The 19635-nt window shown below is 70.9% G+C and carries 19 protein-coding genes and 3 pseudogenes; 8 read left to right on the forward strand and 14 right to left on the reverse strand.

Annotated features, from left to right (window positions below; translation table 11 throughout):
* Positions 1-8 precede the first annotated feature (8 nt).
* The 7 genes from ACZ7HT_RS26535 to ACZ7HT_RS26565 form a co-directional block, all read right to left on the reverse strand.
* Positions 9-923 carry an NAD-dependent protein deacetylase gene (locus ACZ7HT_RS26535; RefSeq protein WP_471170572.1) on the reverse strand — a complete coding sequence of 305 codons (915 nt, stop codon included), beginning with the start codon at positions 921-923 and terminating at the stop codon, positions 9-11.
* A 138-nt stretch (positions 924-1061) separates the two neighbouring features.
* Complete coding sequence (locus ACZ7HT_RS26540) at positions 1062-2102, reverse strand: vWA domain-containing protein (RefSeq protein WP_471170574.1); 1041 nt, start codon at positions 2100-2102, stop codon at positions 1062-1064.
* Positions 2103-2194: 92 nt separating this feature from the next.
* A complete protein-coding gene (locus ACZ7HT_RS26545; protein ID WP_471170576.1) occupies positions 2195-3049 on the reverse strand; it encodes an ABC transporter permease in 855 nt (284 codons plus the stop codon).
* Positions 3046-4140, reverse strand: a complete 1095-nt coding sequence (locus ACZ7HT_RS26550; RefSeq protein WP_471170578.1) for an ABC transporter ATP-binding protein — start codon at positions 4138-4140, stop codon at positions 3046-3048. The genes ACZ7HT_RS26545 and ACZ7HT_RS26550 overlap by 4 nt, the downstream gene beginning before the upstream one ends.
* A 122-nt stretch (positions 4141-4262) precedes the next feature.
* On the reverse strand, positions 4263-4418 hold the full coding sequence (locus ACZ7HT_RS26555) for a VenA family class IV lanthipeptide (RefSeq protein ID WP_181924742.1): 156 nt from the start codon (positions 4416-4418) through the stop codon (positions 4263-4265).
* Between the two features lie 104 nt (positions 4419-4522).
* The gene (lanL, locus tag ACZ7HT_RS26560; protein ID WP_471170580.1) at positions 4523-7198 is read right to left on the reverse strand and encodes a class IV lanthionine synthetase LanL; all 2676 of its coding nucleotides are present in this window, start codon (positions 7196-7198) and stop codon (positions 4523-4525) included.
* Positions 7199-7355: 157 nt separating this feature from the next.
* A complete protein-coding gene (locus ACZ7HT_RS26565) occupies positions 7356-8228 on the reverse strand; it encodes a helix-turn-helix transcriptional regulator (protein ID WP_471170581.1) in 873 nt (290 codons plus the stop codon).
* Positions 8229-8425: 197 nt separating this feature from the next.
* On the opposite strand from ACZ7HT_RS26565, the gene ACZ7HT_RS26570 reads away from it, so the two are divergent.
* Both ACZ7HT_RS26570 and ACZ7HT_RS26575 read left to right on the forward strand, forming a co-directional pair.
* Positions 8426-9202 (forward strand): SDR family oxidoreductase, encoded by a 777-nt coding sequence (locus tag ACZ7HT_RS26570; RefSeq protein ID WP_471170582.1) that lies wholly within the window; start codon positions 8426-8428, stop codon positions 9200-9202.
* A gap of 317 nt (positions 9203-9519) precedes the next feature.
* Positions 9520-9651: pseudogene (locus ACZ7HT_RS26575) on the forward strand (IS110 family transposase); the annotation flags it as partial.
* A gap of 15 nt (positions 9652-9666) precedes the next feature.
* Here ACZ7HT_RS26575 and ACZ7HT_RS26580 read toward each other — a convergent pair.
* Positions 9667-9972, reverse strand: coding sequence for an ankyrin repeat domain-containing protein (locus ACZ7HT_RS26580; protein ID WP_471170584.1), 306 nt, complete (start codon positions 9970-9972; stop codon positions 9667-9669).
* Between the two features lie 494 nt (positions 9973-10466).
* On the opposite strand from ACZ7HT_RS26580, the gene ACZ7HT_RS26585 reads away from it, so the two are divergent.
* The 3 genes from ACZ7HT_RS26585 to ACZ7HT_RS26595 all read left to right on the forward strand — a co-directional run bounded on the left by ACZ7HT_RS26585 (position 10467) and on the right by ACZ7HT_RS26595 (position 12740).
* The gene (locus tag ACZ7HT_RS26585; protein WP_471170586.1) at positions 10467-10889 is read left to right on the forward strand and encodes a hypothetical protein; all 423 of its coding nucleotides are present in this window, start codon (positions 10467-10469) and stop codon (positions 10887-10889) included.
* Positions 10890-11052: 163 nt separating this feature from the next.
* Entirely contained in the window at positions 11053-11505 is a 453-nt protein-coding gene (locus ACZ7HT_RS26590) for a hypothetical protein (protein WP_471170587.1), read from the forward strand.
* A 572-nt stretch (positions 11506-12077) separates the two neighbouring features.
* Positions 12078-12740: a hypothetical protein gene (locus ACZ7HT_RS26595; RefSeq protein WP_471170588.1), complete on the forward strand. Its 663-nt coding sequence runs from the start codon at positions 12078-12080 to the stop codon at positions 12738-12740.
* Positions 12741-12809: 69 nt separating this feature from the next.
* Here the strand turns inward: ACZ7HT_RS26595 and ACZ7HT_RS26600 are convergent, their stop codons facing one another.
* Positions 12810-13568 (reverse strand): SCO4225 family membrane protein, encoded by a 759-nt coding sequence (locus tag ACZ7HT_RS26600; protein ID WP_471170590.1) that lies wholly within the window; start codon positions 13566-13568, stop codon positions 12810-12812.
* Between the two features lie 344 nt (positions 13569-13912).
* Here ACZ7HT_RS26600 and ACZ7HT_RS26605 point away from each other — a divergent pair, with 344 nt between their 5' ends.
* The gene (locus ACZ7HT_RS26605; protein ID WP_471170591.1) at positions 13913-14410 is read left to right on the forward strand and encodes a hypothetical protein; all 498 of its coding nucleotides are present in this window, start codon (positions 13913-13915) and stop codon (positions 14408-14410) included.
* 97 nt (positions 14411-14507) lie between these two features.
* Here ACZ7HT_RS26605 and ACZ7HT_RS26610 read toward each other — a convergent pair whose 3' ends face one another.
* From ACZ7HT_RS26610 to ACZ7HT_RS26620, 3 genes and pseudogenes are all read right to left on the reverse strand, one after another.
* Complete coding sequence (locus tag ACZ7HT_RS26610; RefSeq protein ID WP_471170654.1) at positions 14508-14828, reverse strand: hypothetical protein; 321 nt, start codon at positions 14826-14828, stop codon at positions 14508-14510.
* 23 nt (positions 14829-14851) lie between these two features.
* Positions 14852-15064 (reverse strand): annotated as a pseudogene (locus tag ACZ7HT_RS26615) (transposase); the annotation flags it as partial.
* 3 nt (positions 15065-15067) lie between these two features.
* The gene (locus tag ACZ7HT_RS26620; RefSeq protein ID WP_471170592.1) at positions 15068-15643 is read right to left on the reverse strand and encodes a TetR/AcrR family transcriptional regulator; all 576 of its coding nucleotides are present in this window, start codon (positions 15641-15643) and stop codon (positions 15068-15070) included.
* A 72-nt stretch (positions 15644-15715) separates the two neighbouring features.
* On the opposite strand from ACZ7HT_RS26620, the gene ACZ7HT_RS26625 reads away from it, so the two are divergent.
* Positions 15716-16189 carry a cupin domain-containing protein gene (locus ACZ7HT_RS26625; protein ID WP_471170594.1) on the forward strand — a complete coding sequence of 158 codons (474 nt, stop codon included), beginning with the start codon at positions 15716-15718 and terminating at the stop codon, positions 16187-16189.
* Here ACZ7HT_RS26625 and ACZ7HT_RS26630 read toward each other — a convergent pair.
* Positions 16186-16530: pseudogene (locus tag ACZ7HT_RS26630) on the reverse strand (integrase core domain-containing protein); the annotation flags it as partial. The gene ACZ7HT_RS26625 and the pseudogene ACZ7HT_RS26630 overlap by 4 nt on opposite strands.
* A 126-nt stretch (positions 16531-16656) precedes the next feature.
* A complete protein-coding gene (locus ACZ7HT_RS26635) occupies positions 16657-18018 on the reverse strand; it encodes a helix-turn-helix domain-containing protein (RefSeq protein WP_471170596.1) in 1362 nt (453 codons plus the stop codon).
* Between the two features lie 130 nt (positions 18019-18148).
* Between ACZ7HT_RS26635 and ACZ7HT_RS26640 the strand changes: the two genes are divergently transcribed.
* The gene (locus tag ACZ7HT_RS26640; RefSeq protein WP_471170598.1) at positions 18149-19525 is read left to right on the forward strand and encodes a M64 family metallopeptidase; all 1377 of its coding nucleotides are present in this window, start codon (positions 18149-18151) and stop codon (positions 19523-19525) included.
* Positions 19526-19635: the final 110 nt, after the last annotated feature.

Genomic DNA, 19635 nt, shown 5'->3' on the forward strand with positions numbered 1-19635 from the left:
CCGTTACCTCAGTCGCGCCCTGTCCGAGCTCCGGTCGGGATGTCGGCGGGGATGCCGAGCCGTTCGGTGAGGCTGGTCAGGGCCGCTCCGAGGGGGAGGGCGATACGGGAGAGGGCGTGGCGGTCGCCGCGGGTCGGGTCCCGGTTGATGATCAGGACCGGGGTCCCGGCCCCGGCCGCCTGGCGGACGAACCGGAGTCCCGACATCACCGTGAGCGAGGAGCCGAGCACCAGCAGCGAGGCCGCCTCGCGGACCAGGGCGCGGCAGCGCTCGACGCGCTGGGCCGGGACGGCTTCGCCGAAGAACACGACATCGGGCTTGAGGACGCCGCCGCAGTTCGCGCACGGCACCACACGGAAGTCGCCGACCTGCTCGTCGGTGAGGTCGGCGTCACCGTCCGGGTTGATCCCGGCCGCCACCGGCTCGAAACCCGCGTTGGCCTCCTCAAGGCGGGCCGCGAGCTCCCGGCGCGGACTGTACGTGCCGCAGGACAGGCAGACGACCCGCGCCAGGCTGCCGTGCAGCTCCACGACCCCTCCGCTGCCGGCGGCCTGGTGCAGACCGTCGACGTTCTGGGTGATCACGCCCGAGAGCAGGCCGTGCCGCGCGAAGGCGGCGACGGCCTGGTGCCCGGCGTTGGGCAGGGCGCGACCGAAGGTGCGCCAGCCGAGATGGCTGCGCGCCCAGTACCGCCGCCGGGCCTGCGCGCTGCCGGTGAAGTCCTGGAAGGTCATCGGGGTGTGCCGGCTGAGGCTTCCGCCCTCGCCCCGGTAATCGGGGATGCCGGACTCCGTGGAGATCCCGGCGCCGCTGAGCACCAGCACACCGCCGGCCCCCAGCGCGTCGGCGACCGGCCCCAGGTCCGTCGTACCCGGGGGCAGGTCCTCGTCCGGCGTCCAGCTCAAGGTGGGGCGCATGCGCATGCGCCCCAGGGTACGGAAGCGACGACCGGTACGCGCTCCGGCGGCCGAGCGGCCGAGCGGTCGGGCAGCAGGGCGGCGTGACGGTGTGCGACCGCCGTGTCACCGGTCCCGCGGCGAGCCTCGACGCCGGACGACACGTCAGTTCATGAGGAGCAGCCGCGTCTGGGAGACGAGCTTCCGGTTGACGCTGGTGCTCTGCACGAAGATGGTGAACTCGTCGTTCTGGTCGGGCCTGACCCGCGTCTCCACGTCCGGCAGGCCGAGCAGGGCCCGGGCCTGGGGCCCCGTGTACACCCGGTCCGACTTCTTCTCCAGGACCGCGATCTGCTTCCGCGCCTGGATCTTCTCCGGCTTGCTCAGCTGGTAGAAGGCGCAGCCCGTCCGGTACGTGTGCCCGGACTCGACGACCCACTCCCGGATCGCCACGTCACGGGAGACCGGGAGCAGCTGGTACTCCGACGGGTTCACCGGCGTGAGCCCGGCCGCCTTGATCGTGTCCTTGTTGACCGCTTCCGCGCCCGAGGAGAACACCGCCCGCGATCCACGGATGCCCTTGGTGCGGCCCACCATGAACTTCTCGGTCGCCTCGCGGATGACCTCACCGGCCTCCTCCAGGCCCTGGGTGCTCGTGGCGTCCCAGATCGCGATGTTCTCCTTCGGGAAGCCGCAGTTCATCGCCTCGCGCTTGCCCATCTGGTCCGGCACGAGGACCGCGAGGGTCCAGTTGTCCTCCTGGGCCGCGATCATCTCGGCCACGGCCTGCACCAGGTCGCGCGGCTTGCCGGAAGGGGCGTCGGGGCAGCGGTGACTGGCGTTCTCCTGGCCGTCGGTCAGGACGAACGTCAGGAAGCTGTGGTCACCGTACAGCTGGGCGGTCTGCGCCAGCTCCCGCTGCGACTTCAGCGAGGCCGCGAGGAGGGCCGTCATGCCACCGGCCCGGTACAGCTGCTTCAGCGAGGGCATCCGCAGCACGTCCTTGTCGTAGATGACGCACTCCACCTTGTCGGCGAACACGTACACCGTGACGCGGGTCTCCTGGTCGAGCTCTCCCGAGCGGCGGGCGAGATAGGCGATCTGCTGGTCCGCGACCTCCACGACCTTGCGGCTGAGGTGCGACATGGACGAACTGGCGTCCAGGACAAGGGCGACGTGGTTGATGTAGTTCTGAGCTCCGGACACGACAGTTTCCCCCTCTTTCCGTCTGGTGTTCCCACCGTCTCACCCACCACTGACAATCGGTCACGGCTCCCGGAGGGGACGCGGGAGGGCCGTCACTCGGGGCGGCTGAAACGGTGTGCCGCCCACAGCAGGGCGAGTGCGCCGCCGGTCAGGAGGAGGCCCGCTTCGAGCGGCAGGGGCGGCTGCCGGCCGGCCCATTCGATACCGGCGGCGGCCGCCTGGTCCGGCACCCGCAGGGCGACGGTGCGGCGGAGCAGGTCGACCGCGTACGCCAGGGGGTTGACGTCGGACAGGAGGCGGGTCCAGGCGGGCAGGGCCGTGAGCGGGAAGAAGGCGCCGGAGAGGAACAGCAGCGGCATCATCACCAGACCCATCAGCGTGTGGAACGTCTCGGGCCTGCGCAGGGTCACCGCCAGGGCCAGGGCCAGGGCCGTGATGGCGAAGGACGCCAGGACCATCCCGGCGAGCAGCAGGACCAGGAGGAGCGGGTCGTAGGGCAGCCCCGCCACGCCGGCGAGACCGAGCAGGACCGCGCCCTGCACGGTGGCCGTCAGGGTGCCGCCGGCGCAGCTGCCCAGGAGCAGGGTGGAGCGGTGGACCGGGGCCATCAGGAGCTCGCGCAGGTAGCCGCTCTGCCGGTCGGTGATCAGCCGGATGCCGACCATGACGGCGGGCGCCTGCACGGTCATCATCAGCATGCCGGGGAAGAGATAGGCCCGGTAGCCGACGCCCAGGGACGACTGGGGGATGAGGGCGGCAAGCCCGCCTCCGAGGATCAGGAGGTAGAGCACGGGGTGGATCAGCATCATCGCCGTGTGGGTGCGCTGACCGGCGAGGCGCAGCAGATCGCGGTGGACCAGGGCGTGGACGGCACGCAGTTCGCGCCGCAGCCGGGTGGCCCGTCCGCCGTCGGCGGCCTCCGCCGACGTCCAGGGGAGCGCGGTCATCGGCCGCCTCCGGTCCGCGTCGCGGCCGCGGCCGCCCGGACGGGCTGTGCGGCGCCGATGCTGCGCCCGGTGTGGTGGAAGAACACGTCGTCGAGTGTCGGCGGGGTCGCCGAGGCGGCGTTCACCGCGATGCCGAGCGCCTCGAGCGCCGCGCACAGGCGGGGAATCCAGGCGCTGCCGCCCGGCAGCCGCAGGGAGACGCCGTCCGTGTCGACGCCGACGGCGCGGTCCGGCGGCGCCAGGCGTCGTACGACCCCCTCGGCCGCGACGTCGTCGTCGGTACGCAGCACGACCAGGTCGTCCCCGATCCCCGCCTTGAGCGCGAGGGGCGTGCCCTGGGCCACCAGCCGTCCACGGTCGATGATGGCGAGCCGGTCGCAGTTCTCCGCCTCCTCCAGATAGTGGGTGGTGACGAAGAGGGTGCTGCCGTGCCGTTCGCGCAGCGCACGCAGATGCTCCCAGACCTCGGCCCTGGCGTGGGGGTCGAGCCCGGTGGTCGGCTCGTCGAGGAACAGCACACCGGGTGCGTGCAGCAGCTGGCGGGCGATCTCAAGGCGGCGCCGCATGCCGCCGGACAGTGTCCGAACGGGGGAGCGGCGCCGGTCGGCGAGGCCGGCCGTCTCCAGGACCTCGGCGGTGCGCAGGCGGGCGTCACGGCGGGGCAGGCCGTAGAGCCGTGCGTGGATGTGGAGGTTCTGCTCGGCCGTCAGATCCGGGTCCACCGCGCTGTGCTGGAAGAGCATCCCGACGCGCCGCCGTACGAGATGGGGCTGGGTGAGGACGTCGGCGCCTGCCACCGTGGCCCGACCGGAGGTGGGGCGGGCCAGCGCGCACAGCAGGGCGATGGTGGTGGACTTCCCCGCGCCGTTGGGGCCGAGGAAGGCGAACGCCTCGCCTTGCCGCACGTCCAGGTCCAGGCCGCTCACGGCGTGGGTGGTCGTGCCCTCCGGTCCCGGATAGCTCTTGACCAGACCGCGCGTGCTGATGGCGCACACGGGCTCGGGCGGGTCGTCCGGGGCAGGCGTACGCGCGAGGGCGGCCGTCCTGAGGGCTGCCGGGGCGAGATCGTCTTCACCGGCGTGTCGTTGCATGGAGTGCCGTCCTCGTCTACGGGTCGGCCGGCCATCAGGGAGGCGTGGCCGGCCCCGCGTTCCGGTCGTGATTCCGGCCGGCGGCTGCCCGGGACAGCCGCCGGCCGGATGGTGTGCCAGACCTAGGCGCAGCTGATGCCGATGCAGACCGTGTTGAGGAGCGTCAGCAGGCCGATGCACTCGCACGTCGCGGCGAACGCCGCGCCGTCGGCGCCCACCGGGTCGGTCTCCGGAAGGGCGTGGAGGCGGGCCAGCAGTTCGAGGTCCTGGTTCTCCATGGGATTCTCCTTCTTCTGTGAGGTGGCGGCAGCACTCTTCTGCCGCTCGACCCGGTATCCGGACCATCCGGCGCCGGGAGTCTGCGGGGGGCACTTCCGGCCGCTCAGCCCTGCCGAGCGACCATCCAGTGCCGGGGGCCGGCGTGACGGAGCCGCAGGAGGAAGGCGAGGATCCCGGCGGAACCGTCGCTCCAGCTGGTCGACACGTCCCCGTACTCGTTGGGGAAGACCACATGGCCCCGGCGATGGGCCCGCTCGGCCAGGAGGAGGCCGGCCAGTTCCCCGGCCATGTCCCGGTGGACGGCGTCTCCCGTGGCCTCGGCCAGGTCGAGGAGGAAGTCGCCGTTGCCCGCGATGCCGTGGCACTGGGTGAGCGCGGAGCGGGAGGCGCGTTCCACGACGGCGTGCGCGCCGCCGCGGGCGAGGTCGCCGAACCTGTCGTCCCCGGTGGCCTGCCACAGCCGGACGAGGAAGGTGCCGATGCCCGCCGCGCCGTGGCACCAGTACGCGGCCGTGGGCACGTCACCGGACTGGGCGGGCCACTGTGCGGCTTCACCCGTGCGAACGGCGTCGGCGACGAGGAACTCGCCGACCTCCAGGGCCAGTTCCCTGTGCTCGGGCCGCTTCGAGAGGTCCGCGGCGGCGAGGAGGAAGCACCCGATGCCGGACGTCCCGTGGGCGAAGCCGAGGTAGCGTTTGCCGCCCTCCGGGGAATCCGCCTCCGCGGGGACCGCCCAGCCCACTCCGGACGGCTCGCGCTGGACGGCGGCGGTCAGCCGGTCGGCCGCGTCGACGGCGAGGTCGGCGAAACGCGTGTCCCCGGTGCGCTGCCACAGGTGGAGGGCGGCGAGCCCGCTGCCCGCCGTGCCGTGCGTGATGTCGTGATGCGGCGTCACCAGCGGGGGTGCCAGGGCCAGTTCCACGGCATGGTCGACGAGCCGCCGGTCGTCGACGGCGCGTCCGGCGTCGTACAGCGCCCAGGCGGTGCCGAGGCCGCCGAAGTGGAGACCGGGGCGCGGGGACCGGATGTCGGTGCGGTCCGCGATCCAGTGCCCCGCCGTGGAGAGCAGCGCCGGCAGGCGCGGATCGCCGGTGACCTCGAAGTACCTCGTCAGGACGGCCAGGACACCGGCCGCGCCCTGCTGCACGGTGCAGGGGGCGCTCTCCCCGGCCTGCGTGGACACGGGCCACAGTCGGTCGTCTCCCGGAGTCATCGACTCGACGAGGTGCTCCACGAGCCCGGCCACCACGTCGTCCACCGCGGCGACGGAGGAAGACACGGTCCGTACGGAGGGCTCGGCCATGCTCCGGGGCCGCGCATCCCCATCCGGCTGCCGCAGCGCCTCGCGTGCCCTGGCCGGATCCCACCGCTCGGCGGGATCGTCCCGCATCAGCCCAAGGATCATGTCCACCACACCGTCCGGCAGCCGAAGCGGCCGGGTACAGGCCGTGAGCCATGCGGCGAGCCGCTCCTCGGCCGGCGTACCGGCGGGCTCCTCGGACAGGAGGTTCGGGACCTTCCCGGCCAGGACGAAGCACGCGGTGGCGCCGAGGCTGTAATAGTCGGCCGAAGGGTGGACGGGCGCGTCGGCCAGGCGCTCGGGCGCACTGAAACCGGGCGTCCCCACACGGCTCGGCAGAGCGGCCTCGTCCTCGTGGACCGCGAGCTCCAGATCGATCAGCCTCAGTTCACCGTCCGGGCGGACCATCACATTGGCCGGCGTGAAGTCCCGCAGGACCAGACCGCGGGCGTGCGCCGCGGCCACCAGGTCCACCAGGCGCGCGACCTGTGCCGGCGCGTCGGCGCGGTACTGCTCGCCACCCACGTCGCGGAAGTGCTCCGCCACCCAGGTGCGCAGCGTCACGCCCGGCACCTCGTCCTGGGCCAGGAACAGGTGACCGCCGTGCTCGAACAACGCCACCGCTTCCGGAGCCAGCCCCGTACCCGCGAGCCTCTCCAGGATCCGGGCCTCGCCGCGGAGCCAGTCCCGGACGTCGCCGCCGGAGGCATCGCCCTCCACGTGCGGCCGGGCCTCCTTGATCACCACGCCCGCACCCGTACGGGCATCGCTGCCCCGGTACACGCCGCCCTTGTTCGTCTGCCGGATCGCCTCCCGTACCGCGAAGCGCCCGCCGAGCACCACCGGCCGACTCGTCGCATCCCCGCCGCGCGGCGCCACCGGCACCGTGGCGGGGAACGGACAGACGGCCCAGGACGGCGGGGAGTAGCGCCCGGTGCGCTTGTCCTCCACGGGGTTGCCGTCGGGGTCCTCGATGAACCACACCAGCAGACCGTCCTCCGACAGCCGCCGCCGTCCGACGAAGGACCCGTACCGGTAGTGCACCAGGCTGCGCACGGCATAGGGCTGGTCGGACAGGATCCGCGGTCCGGCCAGCCCCGCCGTGGCCGCGTGCAGCTCCTGGGCGAGCCCGGCCGCCTCGGCGTCGGAGCGCGGATAGACGGTGATGAACTTGCCCGAGCTGCCCCGCGGCGTCGCCCGCGAGTTGAGCGCACCGACCTGCTCGAGCGAACGGGCGAACTTGAACCCCGACTGCTCCCTCAGCAGCACGCGCAGCGCCCTGCTGAGGACCGCGGGCGCGGAGGCGGACGTGGCCGAGACGTGCAGCTTCCACCCCTGCGTGCGCCGCGTCCGGGACGTGGGCGCGACCTTGCACCACATCTCGTCCGCCTCGACCGCCCAGCGCGCATCCGTGCCCATGGCGTGCAGCGCCTGACGGAGAAGGTTCTCCAGATCGACTTCGGTCGTGTGGCTCGTCATTGCGTGTCCCTCTCACGGTGAGAACCGCCGAGGGGAAGGTGCCCGGTGACATAAGCGGACCAACACACACGCACCTGGATTCACTTCATCCAGCGAGCGCACAGCGCTGTAACACCGGAAAGAGGCGCGCCCGGCGCAGTGGGAGGCGCACGATCGATCATCGGGTTTGCAGATGCGAAGTATCCGCCGGCTGGGGAGTGGTCCAGTCGGCGAGGAGCCGGAGCGATTCGGCGGTGGGGGAGCCGGGCTCGACGTTGTACACGCACAGGGTCTGCTCGGTGTCGCCGGGGACCTGGAAGGACTCGTAGGAGAAGTGGAGCTCTCCGGCGACCGGGTGGTGGTAGTGCTTGGCGCCGTGCGTCCGTCGCAGCACCCGGTGGTCGTTCCACCACGTGGCGAACTCCGCGGACTTCACCGTGAGTTCGCCGACCAGGTCGGCGAGCCGCCGGTCGTGCGTGCTGCGTCCGGCTTCCAGGCGGAGGATGGCGACGGTTTCGGCGGCCACGCGCTCCCAGTCGCCCACACGTGCGCGGGCCTCGGGGTCGAGGAGGTAGTAGCGGGCGAGATTGCGGTGCGGCGCCGGGAGGGCCTCGAAGTCGGTGAGGACCTCGCGGGCCAGACGGTTGGACGCCAGGACGTCGGTGCGCCTGCCCAGGATGAACGCGGGCACGTGGTCGAGCGTCTGCAGCATCAGATGCAGTCCGGGCCGCACACGCTGGGGTGCGGCCGGGGCACGGCGGGACGGTGCGGGCCTGGCCAGCAGATCCGTGAGGTGCTCTCGCTCGGAGGGGTCCAACCGCAGTGCGCCGGTGAGGGACTCGACGACTTCGGGGGAGGGATTCTGCGCCCGGCCCTGTTCGAGGCGGGTGTAGTACTCCGTACTGACCCCGGCGAGCCTGGCGACCTCGTCACGGCGCAGGCCGGGCACGCGGCGTGCGCGACCGTCCTCGGGCAGCCCCGCCTGGTCGGGGGTCACCCGGGCACGGCGGGTGCGCAGGAAATCGGCGAGCTCGCGACCACGGTCATTCATCTCCCCAGTGTGACGTGGGCGCGCGGGCCCCACCCCGCCCCCGGGTAGTACTGCCGGTACCTGCCTCGGGGATACCTGCCTGGTCAGGGCTCATTCCGACCTCATACGCGGGGTCCCGGGGTGGTGTTCTTGTTCAGGGGCCGACGGCGAGGACCGCAGCCCCGCATCCCTCCACCCCGCTTCGAAAGGCATCTCCCATGAGCACGCACACCTCCGTCCGTCCCCTGTCCGGCCGCGTCGCGGTGGTCACCGGCGCCTCCAGCGGCATCGGCGGGGCCACGGCGGAGCACCTTGCCGGTCTCGGCGCCCGCGTTGCCGTCCTGGCCCGGCGGGAGGACCGCCTGCTGGAGCTCGTCGCCCGTATCGAGAAGGACGGCGGTGTGGCCCTGGCGCTAACGGCCGACGTGACCGACCGGACGGCCGTGCGGGCGGCCGCGGAGCGGGTCGCGTCCGAACTCGGCGGCGCCGACCTGCTGTTCAACAATGCGGGGGTCATGCTGCCGGCACCCGTCGAGGAGCTGGCCACCGAGCAGTGGCAGCGGCAGATCGACCTCAACATCACCGGCCTGATGCACGTGATCGGCGCGTTCACCCCGCAGCTGGTCGAGGCGGCCGCCTCCCGTGGTGTCGCGGACCTGATCAACACCTCGTCGATCGCGGCACAGAACATCTTCCCGAACTTCGCCGTCTACTCCGCGACCAAGGCGTACGTCACCCACCTCTCCCGGCACCTGCGGGCCGAACTGGGTGCGAAGAACGTCCGGGTGTCGGCCGTCGAGCCGGGCATCGTCGGGACGGAACTGCAGAGCCACGTCACCGACGAGGGCGCCCTGGCCTGGCTGGAGGAATCGAAGGGGACCATGGAGTGGCTCACGCCCGAGGACGTCGCGCGGACCGTCGGCTTCGTCGCGAGCCTCCCGCCGCGGGCCAACCTCCAGCAGGTCACCCTCATGCCCACGGCCCAGGCCGCCTGATCGGGGCCGCCTGATCCGGGCCGCCTGATCCAGGAAAGGAGCGGGTCCGGAGGCGTAGCCTGCCCCCGGACCCTGTCGATGCCGCTCACATCACACGCCGGCACACTTGAGGACCCGGGTCATGCGTCATTGCGTCGCGTCCTGCCTTGGGACCACCGACGATCGAGCTCGGCGGACCAGATTCGAACTGGCATTTCGACGCACCAGGGCCCGGGCCCGGTCGATCCGGCGATGAGCGGCGCATGCTGAGTCTGGAGCAATGGTCTGAGATTGACGGCGGTCTGCCTCTGCCGGGTTGGGCCATCCCGGCAGGAAGTGACAAGAAGATCGCCCAGGGCAAGCACCACACCCAGGCCCGGCTCTGCCTCGCCAGACGCCGGGCCGACGTCCTCTTCGCGATGCTCCGCGGTGGAACCTTCTACGAACCCCAGCCCGCCAAGCCATCCTGACCTGCAGAAATTGCACTACGAGGAAGGAAGCTCCCCGAGATGCTCCGCGACATCTGAACCGATACGCCGGCCGGCAAGACGCCGGGGGCTCACACCGTGAAAGTTGTCCCTGTCTGGATCGGCACCGGCCTTGACCAGCAGCGACAACACCGCGCCATCGCCTCGGTACGTGAACACGGCACGCCACAAGGGCGTATTGCCCTGCCCTTCGGGCGCGTCCACCTCCACACCCGCCGCCAGGAGAGAGGCGACAGCTGCGGCATCCTGCTCATCCGCTGCGAAGTGCAGCTGCGTCCAGTCCTGGCGGCTCTCACGTTCCAAGCGCTGATCCCCATCCGTCATGCCCGTCGTCATCACGACCGCTTGACGAAGGAGATGGGGGCGCTCCCCCGAGCGAACGTCCGCCACTACGGTGGGTCGGGACGTGAAGCCGGTGGAGTGGGTTCGCGCTCCAGTCCGGCCGGCGCGTCGACCGGTCTTTGCAGCAGCGCTGCAATCCCGTTCAATGACAACGGAGCCAACCGTGGTGATGGCAAGGGGGATCGAGTGGCGGTGGATCCGGGGCAAGGGGGCGCTCCCACACGGCGGCTGGGTGAGATTGCTGCCCTGATCTCGGCGATAGCGGCGGTGGTCGGCATCTTGCTCGGCATCTTCGGGGTGCCGTCCTTCCACGGCGCCTCGACGGCGCGCCCGCGCACCGGCTCCGATTCCCCGACCCCGACCGCCACCGCTGAGGCTCCTTCAGCCTGCCTGGCCCTTCCCTTCCTGCCCTCCCTCAGGGGTGGCACCGGGTTAGGGACGCTGAGCTTACAGCGGTGTTCGCCGTTCCACACGGATGGACGCGAACCAAGAAGACCGCGATCCAGAGCTTCTGGGCCTCGCGCGGCGGCACGTACGAGATCGTCGTGAAGCGCGATACCTCATACGGCCCGACCGCCCAGGCTGCGGCCGACGGCCAGCTCGCCTGGTACCGCAAGGAAGCCGAGTCCTCCATGGCTGATCTTCGCGCCACGACCCACACCACCCGGCAGGGCGGGAAGGATGCGGTCTGGCTGGAGCTCGACTACCACTGGCAGGGCCAGACCACCGCCCGCAAACGTGTTGAGGTCTTCGTGGCGGGTGACGCGGGCCGCGTCTACCAGCTCCTCGTCGACACGACGGCGACCGGCGATCACCTCGCCAAACAACAAGAACTCTTCGAGACGGTCCGCGCGCAACTGGTGACGGACGTCGAGTAGCCTACGCTCGGCTGCGGCGTGCCACCCGGCTCAGAAGACGTGATGCGCTCGGGCATCTGCGCGAGGCGACCGCCAGCGCCGCACAACGCTCCCGCCGCACCTTCCGCACCCTGTTGGCCGGCGGGGGAAATCCAACCGGGAACGCAAGGGCATCCTGGCCTGCGTGTACGACGGCGAACCCGCCGTCCGCCGCCCGCACGCGCGGGCGACCGACCCGGGTGTCCTGTCGCAGGGCCTGTTCTACGTGGCGTGGCTGATGGACCACCGCGAGGAGTTCGAGGCCCTGGTCCGCGAGCAGCACGGGACACGGCGAGCGGTGGGCCGACCCACTGGCGCCCGCCTTCGTCAGCATCGACCGCTGGGGCCACGTCACCGGCGGCATGGGCCCCGACTTCCTCACTCGTGCCATCAAGCGCATCTCCGCCTGCGCCGGGGTCCCGAGCGCCTGGACCGGGCATTCCCTGCGCATCGGCTTGGCCTCCTTCGCCGCCGCACGGGCCGCGACTCCATTAGCCTTGCCGATCAGGGCGGCTGGGCCCGGCACTCCCGCTCGATGCTCGGCTCCATGCAGCGCGAGGACGGCTGGGACGACAACGCCGCCGCGGGCCTCATCTGACCCCGCCTGCGGGCTCATGACGCTGGAGGCAGCCTTTCAGCCCCTGTTGGGTCCGTTGGGCCCAACAGGGGCTGAGGTGCATTTTCGGCGGAGAGCTCCATGCGGAGGAGGATCGAGCCGCTGCGCCGACAGGGAGAGTCGGGGTTCCTTGCCTGCACGTGCTCGCACCGGTGGTGCTCGGCGGGGAGCGCCACCACCCCCATAGCCTCGGCGACAGCCGGGAAGAACGCCCTGCCGTCCTCGGACCGCGGCGTCATGTTCCAGTCGTATCCGCCGCGGCCATGCAGGGCGAACCGGACCGTGCGGGTGCCATATCTGTGGTGCTGCCACGGTCCGGTGACCCGGATCTTCGTGACGAGCCCGAGACGGCACTGGTCGCGGACCTTCCAGACCAGGCGGGCGAAGTCGCATCCGTCCGCGGCGCGGACCAGGGCCCACCCGGTGCTCAGGAACTCTCCACACCTGCTCGCTGAGGCCCCCACCCACCCGTCGCCGCAACACCCTCCTCATGCGGTCCTGACCGCTGCGGCACAATCGGGGTCGACGAGGCGGGCAAGGGTGGGGGTGGGAACGTGGGGCTTTTTGGTTCACGAAGCCGACGTAGGGGCGTACCGAACGAGCCGGCGCTACTGGCCGCTGCTGCTGAGAATCCCGGTGGCAGCGTCGCCGAGATCAACCCGAGGTATGTCGACGACCCGAACGGCTACGTACCTCCCGAGGCCATCCGCGGCGCGTGGGTGGTGGATGGCAGCGGGAAACTGACAGGTGAGTACCAGCAGAATCCCCGTCACGGGGTGCCACAGGACGACTTCAGCAAGCTCACCGATCCTGATCACTGGCTTGGCTGGCTTGGCGACGATCCCGCGATGGCCGTCCGGGAAGGCATCGAGGAGTCCCTGCGCGCCCAGGTGGCAGACGCGGTGGTCGAGTGGGTGAAGATCCTTGAAGCGCCTCGGTTTCTCACGGGTGGGCGTCCACGTTCTGAGGATGAACAGGTCATCCTGGTGACCCGCGCGGCACTCGCCGCGCCGTTTGCGTTGTCCGTGCGGACAAAACAGCACGGGCGTTCCGTCCTCGTGGGAGTGTTCTCCTGGGCGGCGGTGAACCTCTCACGGCCCGCAACGCGGAAGGATCGGCACTGGTTTGACCTGGGCGTCGGGCTGGAGTGGGCCGGTGAACGGCTTCAAGAGCGGATCTACGAGATTGATGGTGAGGACGGCACCCCGGAGCGGTAGAGAGGCAGTGCCATTCTGTACTGCTCGGTCGGTACGCCTTGGGCCCGGTCGGCTGATCCGGCGCTTGCCTCAGACGGCCGGGCGCGGATCCCGCGACCGCAGCCTGCGTGCGAGCAGGCCGAGCAGCACGGCGTTGAACAGCCCGGACAGGGCCACCCCGATGGAGAAGATCAACGGGCTCAGCCAGGCGATCGAGGAGTAGTACTCAACGGGCGCCGACACCGCCATCGCGAGGATGCTGAACGGCGCCGTGGCCATGAGCGGCCAGATCCCGGCGAACCCGGGGTCCGGCAGTACGAACGCGGCGCACAGGAAGAACCCCAGCGCCACCGCGACCACGGCGAGGTATCCACGCGCGAGCCAGTTGTCCACCGCGGGCGCCAGCAAGGCCCGAACCCCCTGCGGGCGGGGGCGCGCAGGGCCGGTCATGTCCCTTCTCTTCTGCTCGGCCGGGTCCGCGGCGTTCGGGAGGGGCTCACGTGCGCCGGTCGGTGTGGCGGTCACGGCCCTCGTGGCGAGTGCGCCGAGCACGGCAGCGTTCACCAGGGCGCACAGGAGGAGCCATACGGCGAAGACCGCGACCGCCGTCACGTCGGCCGCCCCCTCGACCCCGGCGCCGGGGTCGAGAGGGAGGAACATGCACAGGAAGGAGAGGGGCGCCGTCAGCAGCAGAGGGCTCCCGGCGAAGGCGCTCTCCGGGAAGAGGAACATGACCGTGAAGGAAACGGCGAATACCGCCAGATAGCCCCGGGCGAGCCAGTTGCCCGAAGCAAGCGCAAGAAGTCGGCGCAGGCGCGAAACACGGCGGGGGCGGGACGCAGTCGGCATCGGTTGTTTCCTCGGGTCGGTCCGTTGGTGATCTCCACGGTGGACCGCGGGTCGCGCTCCGGCATGAGTACGGGTACTCACCGGCAGGGCCGCATCATCCTCACGCGTCTGCGCGAGACCCTCACTCTGTGGTGGTCGCGTCTCAGCAGGTCCGCGAATCCCGTTCGTCGGCCTGGCACCGTCCGCAGGTCAGAACGCCATGAACGGGGAATCAAGGTGAGCAGATCCGGGGAACCTGCGCGCGCCGGGTGGGTTCAAGGCTCTGACCGGATCTGCGTGAACGCTCCTGTAGGTTCTTCCGGACTCGCGTGGGCGGGTCGCGGCGGAGACGAAAGAGACTGACCGTGGCTGACGATCGGCTTGATGCCGAGTGGCTTCGCGGCTGGTGCGTGCAGGCGGATGCGGCGCTCGCGAAGCTGATGGCGTCGTTCCAGGCGCGGTTTGGCTTCGAGCCGGGCAGTAACGTGGTCGTGCTCGCTTCGGAGGAGAGCCATCAGGCCACCGACGCGCTCGTGGAGCTGACGCCGATTCCCTCGGATCTGACCACGATGTACTGGGTGATCGACGAGGTCTCCTTGCCCGATGTGGAGAACGGCTACTTCGTCCACCCGGCCCCGCTGGTCGCGGACCACTTCCGCGAGTACGGGGCCGTCCAGATCGACGGGGAAGAGCCTGCTCTGGTATTCGCCAGCGACGGGGGCGGCCATCTGTTCGCACTGGCCGGCTCCGGGCGGATCTGGAGGTCGACCACCGCCTCGTGGCTCGATCAGTTCGACCTTGCTGCATCCGGTCTTCAGGAGTTCTTCGAGGGGCTGTCTCGGCAGATCAGCTGCCAGGCCTGACGGCTGGTCGAAGGGCGAACCCGCTCAGGTCCGGGTATGGATGCGATCCTCAGGAGCCGGAACGAGGCCCGGCCATACGCGGAAGCATCGCGCCAGGTCATGGGCCCGGGCGATGTCCAGGCAGGCGATCCTGACGTCGAGCGGCTTCTCGACTTCCTGGACGCTGCCGGCTGTTCAGGTAGGGCTTGAACGGTTGCAGGAGCCTGGCCTTGTGGATGCCGAAGTCCTTCGTGGAGGCGAGGAGTTCGTCCGGCGGCGTGGTCTTGGAGCGGCGTACGGTCTTGCGGTCCAGGTCGAGGTGGCGGGCGATGGCGCTGATCGTCCACTTCCGGTCCAGCACCCGGTGGACGTCCGCGTAGCGGTGCGGGTGCGCTCGACGGGAGGTGGCGAGGCCGAGAGGTTCTGGAGCGGGTGCCACCTGTCCACCACCTCGATCGCCCGGGTGTAGGCGCCGGCGCGGTCCCGGCAGATGATCTCCGCGCCGAGGTGTTCGCGCAGCCAGGCGGAGTAGGTCTCCGAGGTGCGGTCCGGGAGCACGTCCACCACGCGGCCGGTCTCGACGTCGACGAGGATGGTCCCGTTGGTGCGGCCTCTGCGGAACGCGAACTCGTCGACGCCCAGGGCCCGCGGCGCCCGCTCGGCGTTCAGTCCCACCGGTCACTGCCGGTGTGCCAGCGCGCGGTGGGGCCGTCGCAGACCGTCCAGGGCGATCTCCGCGAACCGGCGCCAGTCTCCGATCTCATTGTGGCTGAGCATCGCTACGGCACCCACGCTCATATACAGGTCCGCGACGGTCACGTCGGCGCGCAGCGTGCCGTCCGATCGCCCCCGCTCGACCAGCCGCGCACCCATCGCGAGCAGTGCCTCACCGACCTCGCCCCGCGGGGCCATGCCGCCGAACGACGCCTCGATCACGCCCGAGACCGCGCGCCCCTCCTCGTGCATCTCGCCCACGCGCGTCAGAAGCGCCTCCACCGCCCCGCACGCGTCGGGCCGCGCCGGACATTCCTCCTCCAGGAACGAGAGGACCTTCGCGAATCGCTGCTCGGCGACGGCCCCGACGAGGGCCTGTCGGGTCGGGAAGTGCCGGTAGACGGTTCCGACGCCGACCCCGGCGGCCCGGGCGACCTCCGCCATCTGTACCTCGTCGCCGCGCTCGGCGAACAGTTCGTGCGCAACGTTCAGCACGCGCAGGCGATTTCGCTCCGCGTCGGTCCGGGAGGGTCTTGACATGCCGCTGTTTCCTCTGCTCACCTTTAAACGGAATCGGATTCCGATTCCGCAGTCGTTGAGGGAAGGATACTCATGTCCGAAGACCGATTCATCCTGCTCGACCCCGGCGCTTCCCGACCCACTCGCGTACCGCTGCCCCCTGCGACGACCGTGAAGGCGAGGACGGAGGACACTGAGGGCCGTTTCTCCTTCATGGAGGTGGTCGTCGCCCGGGAGATCCCGCGCCACGTCCACCACGTGGCCGACGAGTGCATCTACGTGCTGTCAGGGTCCCTCGGCGTGGAACTCGGCGACACGGACCACACGGTGACGGCCGGCCAGTTCGTCCTGCTGCCGCACGGCGTCCCGCACGCCCTGCGTCCCGTGAGCACCCCGCCGCCCCGTGTCCTCCAGATTTCCTCGCCCGGCGGCTGGGAGTGCTACCTGGAGGACCTGTCCGAGCACGTGTCCGGAGCCGGCCGCCGGAGCCGCCTCGACGCCACGGCGCTGAACCGGATCGCCGCCCCGCACCAGATCACCTACGAGGAGCCCGCCGCCCCCGCCTAGGCGTATTGACCTGCAACGTTGTTGACGCGGTTGATGGGCGGGTGTCCGTCGAGTGCGGTGTGGCAGAGGTCGTGGCTGCAGGTGTGGAGGAAGTCTGTCAGGGCTTCGGTCCGCTCGGTGTTCGAGGTGGAGGGCCCCAGGTAGGCCCACTCGTCGAGGAGGGTGCGGTTGAAGCGTTCGGCCTTGCCGTTGGTCTGCGGACGGTTGGGCCGGATCTTCTTCCGGGCGATGGCGGCTGAGGTGAGGTTCTGGGTGAACGGCTTCGATGTGTTGCAGGCTCCGATGTCGGTCAGGACGCGTGCGACGGTGATGCCGTGGGCTGCGAACAGCATCTCGCTCCGCGGCCCTCACGTACGGTCGACGAGCTGTTCGAGGCCGAGCTCCCCGACATCGTGACGCCCGACACGGCCGGCTGAGCCCGGATCCGCGGGAGGTCAGGAGCGCGAAGCGTGGCCGTGTTCACCGGTTCACCAGGAGTCGCGGAAGGGCGGTGCCGTGGGCGCGGGGCCCAGGGTGGTGGTGCCCGGCGCCGCTCGGTGGCCGAGGCCGGTGCGGTACGCGTCGAGCGCGGCCTCCGTACGGCCCGTACGCCGCAGCAGATCGCCCAGCAGCCGGCACAGATCGGCCAGATCGCCCGCCGCCCCGCTGCGCTCCAGCAGGGCGAGTGCCATGACGTAGTGCTCCTCGGCGCGCTCGTCCGCGCCCTCCTCCTCGGCGATCAGCCCCAGCAGCCGGTGGGCGCCCGCGGCGTGGACCGCGCCGCGTCCGTCACCGAGGTCCGTACCGAGCTCCAGCAACCGGGACAGCAGGGCAACCGCCTCCTCGCGCTTTCCCCGGCGGCGCAGCACATCGGCCAGTTCGACCTCGACCTGTGCGGTGTAGAGGGCGGCGCTGCGGGCGGCGAGCATCTCGCGGGCGGTGCGCAGCTCGCGCTCGGCGTCGCCCAGGTCGCCGTTCTGGGCGTGCACATAGCCGCGCATCCAGTGGCAGTGGGCCAGCTCCGTACGGGTCTGCAGTTGCTGGTAGAGGTCCTGAGCCTTGGCGAGTGAGGCGTCGGCTTCGGCGATCCGCCCCTCGGCGAGCAGAGTGCGTGCCACGCTGCGATGCATGCCGGCGACGAGGGCCGGGTCGGAGACCTGCGGGGCCAGAGCCAGGGCGAGTTCGGCGGCTTGGGCGGCGCGGGCGTGCGCTCCCATGTCCATGTACGGGCCGATGGAGGAGGCGTACAGCAGTACGAGGGCATCCGGATCGTGCAGGCCCTGGGCGTTCAGTTCGTCGATGGCGGTCTCCAGGACGTAACAGGCGTACCGCAGTTCACCGGCGAGAAGGTGTGTGACGGCCCGGCCGCGCAGGGCGCGGACCCGGCGGGGGAGCGGCTCACCGGCCGCGGCGAGGGTCCGCTCCGCCGCCTCGAAGTGCTCGCGGGCGGCGGTCAGTTCACCACTCTCCAGGGCGCATTCGCCGAGCCCGGTGAGTGCTTCGACCCGCTCGGACGCCAAGTCGAGCTCCTCGGCCTCGGCGAGCAGTTCCCGGTAGCGGGCGGCCGCCTCGCCGAGGGTGCCGGTGGCGAGCAGACGGCGGGCGTCGGTAAGGGCCAGGCGCAACTCGGTGGCGAGGCGGGCGGGACGGCCGGTGGCCAGTTCCTCGTACGTCGTGCCGAGCCGCTCGGCCAGGAAGCGCAGGGCGGTCTCGGAGGGACGGACCTTGCCGGCCTCCAGTGTGGAGATGTACGAGGCCGTGTACGCGGGCTCGGCCAGTTGCCGCTGCGTCAGGCCTCGTCCAGTACGCAGGCGCTGCACGCGCTGCCCGATGACAGCCGATTCGTCCATGGTGCGGTCCTCTCCCTGCGGTTTCCCCTCTGCAAGGGCATTGTGCGGCACTGACGGAGGGCCCTAAGTTAAGCGTCTTGTTAAGCGCGTTGATACACATACTTAAGTCGCTTGTTCCGGGGAGAGACTGTTGCGCCCGTCCATACGCATATCCATGGCGGCGGCCACGGTGGCCGCCGCCGTCATGACCGTCCTCGCCGTCGCCCCCGGCTCCGCTTCCGCGGGCCCCGGCCCGGAGACGACCGGTCGGGTCAAGGTCGAGATACCCGGCCACGAACACGCCGCCAGCGGGGAAGACGGCCACCACGAGGCCGGCTCCGGCTACACCTGGGTGCCGTCCGCCAAGGGCGGCCCCGGGGCCCGTGCCTCCGCCCCGCTCTCCGCGGCCGAGACCCGGGCCGACGGGGACGTCACCCAGGTCATCGGCAACGGCCCCACCGCCGACCGCCTCGACGTGGTCATCGTCGGTGACGGCTACACCGCCTCCGAACAGGCACAGTTCCACGCCGACGCCATGCAGAAGTGGGCCGAGGCGGCTGCCGTCGAGCCGTACACCACCTATCAGAACCTCTTCAACGTCTGGACCGTCGACGCCGTCTCGAACGACTCGGGCGTCTCCGGCGACCCGGGCCGCGACATCGTCAAGGACACCGCACTCGGCTCGTACTTCTGGTGTGAGGACGTCGAGCGGCTGCTCTGCGTCGACGAGCAGAAGGTCGACTCGTACGTCGCCAAGGCCCCCGAGGCGGATCTCGTCATCGTCCTCGCCAACAGCACCAAGTACGGCGGCGCCGGCTACAACACGCCCAGCAAGACGCTCGGTTACGAAGGCATCTCCACCGCCGCCGCCCGTAACGACAGGTCCGGCCAGGTCGCCATCCACGAGACCGGCCACTCCCTCGGCAAGCTCGCCGACGAGTACTTCTACTCCGGCTACCCCGGCTACGAGCAGTACACCGGCGAGGAGCCGGACGAATCCAACATCTCCACCCTGAGCGCCGACGCCATGGCCGCTCGGCGGACCAAGTGGTACCGCTGGCTCGGCGAGACCTCTCCGGACGGCGGCACGGTCGGTGCGTACGAGGGCGGCGGCTACTACGTGGCGGGCCTCGACCGGCCGACCGACGCCTCGATCATGCGGGTGCTCGGCAAGCCCTTCAGCCTCCCCGGCCGCGAAGCGATGATCGCCGGCTTCTACCGCCACGCCTCCCTCGCGACCCCCGTCACCCCCACCGAACGCACCCTGCGCCAGCTCGACACGGCGCGCGTCGCGGTGCCGCGGCTGGTGGGCGAGCGGCAGCCCGACATCCGGTGGTACGTCGACGGCGAGCCGCTGGCCGCTCGGGCGGGCCGGACCGCCGTGCCCGTCGCCGCGCTCCACCTGGACTCGCGGGACGTCCGCAGCCACCGCCTCACCGTCGTCGTCACCGACCACACGGATGCCGTGCGCGACCCGGAGATCGCCGCGACCCTCAAGGACCGGCAGTCCTGGACGGTGCGCCACTGACGACCGCTATCGGGCTTGTGGTCGGCCGGCCGTTGCCCGGCAACTGCAACGACTGCGGCGCCGGTCGACCCGCCCACCGGGCTGACCGCTGATATCCCTGAAGCCGGCTC

Source organism: Streptomyces sp. NPDC037410 (genome assembly GCF_055602235.1).

What these genes read in the sequence shown, in the direction of transcription:
- ACZ7HT_RS26565 (WP_471170581.1), bottom strand. Translation starts at nt 8,228, where the DNA reads ATGAATGACCGTGGTCGCGAGCTCGCCGATTTCCTGCGCACCCGCCGT.
- ACZ7HT_RS26545 (WP_471170576.1), bottom strand. Translation starts at nt 3,049, where the DNA reads ATGACCGCGCTCCCCTGGACGTCGGCGGAGGCCGCCGACGGCGGACGG.
- ACZ7HT_RS26550 (WP_471170578.1), bottom strand. Translation starts at nt 4,140, where the DNA reads ATGCAACGACACGCCGGTGAAGACGATCTCGCCCCGGCAGCCCTCAGG.
- ACZ7HT_RS26535 (WP_471170572.1), bottom strand. Translation starts at nt 923, where the DNA reads ATGCGCATGCGCCCCACCTTGAGCTGGACGCCGGACGAGGACCTGCCC.
- ACZ7HT_RS26555 (WP_181924742.1), bottom strand. Translation starts at nt 4,418, where the DNA reads ATGGAGAACCAGGACCTCGAACTGCTGGCCCGCCTCCACGCCCTTCCG.
- ACZ7HT_RS26620 (WP_471170592.1), bottom strand. Translation starts at nt 15,643, where the DNA reads ATGTCAAGACCCTCCCGGACCGACGCGGAGCGAAATCGCCTGCGCGTG.
- ACZ7HT_RS26625 (WP_471170594.1), top strand. Translation starts at nt 15,716, where the DNA reads ATGTCCGAAGACCGATTCATCCTGCTCGACCCCGGCGCTTCCCGACCC.
- ACZ7HT_RS26570 (WP_471170582.1), top strand. Translation starts at nt 8,426, where the DNA reads ATGAGCACGCACACCTCCGTCCGTCCCCTGTCCGGCCGCGTCGCGGTG.
- lanL (WP_471170580.1), bottom strand. Translation starts at nt 7,198, where the DNA reads ATGACGAGCCACACGACCGAAGTCGATCTGGAGAACCTTCTCCGTCAG.
- ACZ7HT_RS26600 (WP_471170590.1), bottom strand. Translation starts at nt 13,568, where the DNA reads ATGCCGACTGCGTCCCGCCCCCGCCGTGTTTCGCGCCTGCGCCGACTT.
- ACZ7HT_RS26635 (WP_471170596.1), bottom strand. Translation starts at nt 18,018, where the DNA reads ATGGACGAATCGGCTGTCATCGGGCAGCGCGTGCAGCGCCTGCGTACT.